Source organism: Dokdonia ponticola, from assembly GCF_042653865.1.
Classification (GTDB): domain Bacteria; phylum Bacteroidota; class Bacteroidia; order Flavobacteriales; family Flavobacteriaceae; genus Dokdonia; species Dokdonia ponticola.
In genome coordinates this window covers 4,691-6,393 of the sequence record NZ_JBHSFV010000030.1, presented here as the reverse complement: position 1 = coordinate 6,393, position 1,703 = coordinate 4,691, and the positions used below count along the sequence as shown (strand labels likewise).

Here is a 1,703-nt window from a genome sequence, read left to right as displayed (position 1 = left end):
GTGCCTTTATTTCATAACCTTCTTTTTCCCAAACAATCCATAACGGTTTTTCCTCGAAAGTGCCCTCTCTTAAATCAAAAGTATTCTTTGCTAAGTGTTGAATGACTTTACCGTTTTCACCTCTGATGAATGTTTCACTCTCAAGTTGTCTATTTTCAATAATTTGTATGTGATTTGGCTCTCCATAAGTACCATTAAAAGCATCATAAAAAGTACGATCAATCATTCCAATAAAATGAATAGTTATTGATTGGACAATATCTGTTTCGGTTGTTAGGACGGTTATATGATTGTATGGCATACCAAAAAAGTCTTTTATTGTATGATCTTTACTACTATAAAATTTACCTTCAATTATCCCCCCTTTAAAAGAGCTATCTCTAAAGTCACTACCAGTGAAGTCTTTGGTAATTGATAAGTCTTTATCTAGTAAATTCTCAAATTCTATATAATCCATAGAAAAAATGCTTATAAATAATGTTAAGGCTAATAATATATTGAATTTCATAATCAATTACAGTCTGTTTTTGCACCAAATAAGCTTGTAATATATGGAGCAGGACTAGGTATAGGGAATGGCTCTATATTTGTACTTACCGATCCCCCTAATATAGACATTTGAAAGATAAGTGCATCTCGAAAAAAATTCCCTAAACCAATTTCAGATATATCTGGGTCTGCAAAGAATTGTAAGTCTGTTGCCATGATAGCATTTGTAACTGCATCAGCAGTGAGGTTAGCAGCCTGTCCATTTGTCATCCAAGTTGGCATAGTAAAATATATTATATCAATGTTTGAATCGAGTTCTCCATAATATGGACTCCCATCTGGTCTTACTCCAGCAGTGTAAAATGTATGATTGAAATTTGTTACAGCGCATCCTTTTTGTGGTGCACCAGGAGGTTGTGCGTATTCAAAACTTCTACAGTCTGCCCCAATTAAAGGGTTTGCATCAGGGTTTGCTGTTAGAATTTGCAATGCATACTCTGCAAAGGCTACATTCTCTTCATTTTCAAAAATCCAATTAACTTGTTCAGTTGTAAGATCAGGTTCTAAAAATTGATTTAAACCAAAAATAAGTGTTAGGTCATAGTTTACTGCTACTACGGGATTAGGGTCAATAGGCTCTTCTTCTTCCATACAAGTTACCCCATCAGGATTACAATCACAAGGATCACCATTGCCATCATTGCAAACATTTGGAAGTTCAGGTAGATCATCAGGACAACGTACAGTATCTTCTACACTTTTATCTCCATAGGTAATCACGATAACCCATGAACCACCCATACTAGGGTTATTACATTCGCTAGGCTCATTGTGTAAAAATTGTCTCCAAACACAAAGCCATTTAAGATCAGCTGACACATCAGGATCTGGTGGAGGATTATCTCCATTTCCACCTCCATCACCGTCACTTGGATTAGGATTTCCCTCATTACCACCACCGCCACTTGGTTCACCATCATCAGAACATGGACTTCTCGTTTCTCCGTTAATTGCTACACCATCTATCAGGTTTAATTTCGCAATATATCTGCCTGTGATACTATAATGGATAATACCGCCACTATAAGTTGAAAAATCTTGCGTATCTCTGTAATTAGGAATCCAATCTTCATCAGGTCGATATTCTACTATATATGAAAATAAACCACTTGAAGATTCTTGTACCACAAGATTGAATGTTGACTTTACAGTGA

At 35.7% G+C, this 1,703-nt stretch carries 2 protein-coding genes; both read right to left on the bottom strand.

Going from position 1 to position 1,703, the window contains the following annotated elements; all coding sequences use genetic code 11:
• A partial coding sequence (locus tag ACFO3O_RS22370) for a hypothetical protein (protein WP_379983049.1) occupies positions 1-508 on the bottom strand: 508 nt, incomplete at its 3' end.
• A gap of 2 nt (positions 509-510) precedes the next feature.
• Positions 511-1,703 (bottom strand): hypothetical protein (locus ACFO3O_RS22365; RefSeq protein WP_379983048.1); only part of this gene is annotated, 1,193 nt, incomplete at its 5' end.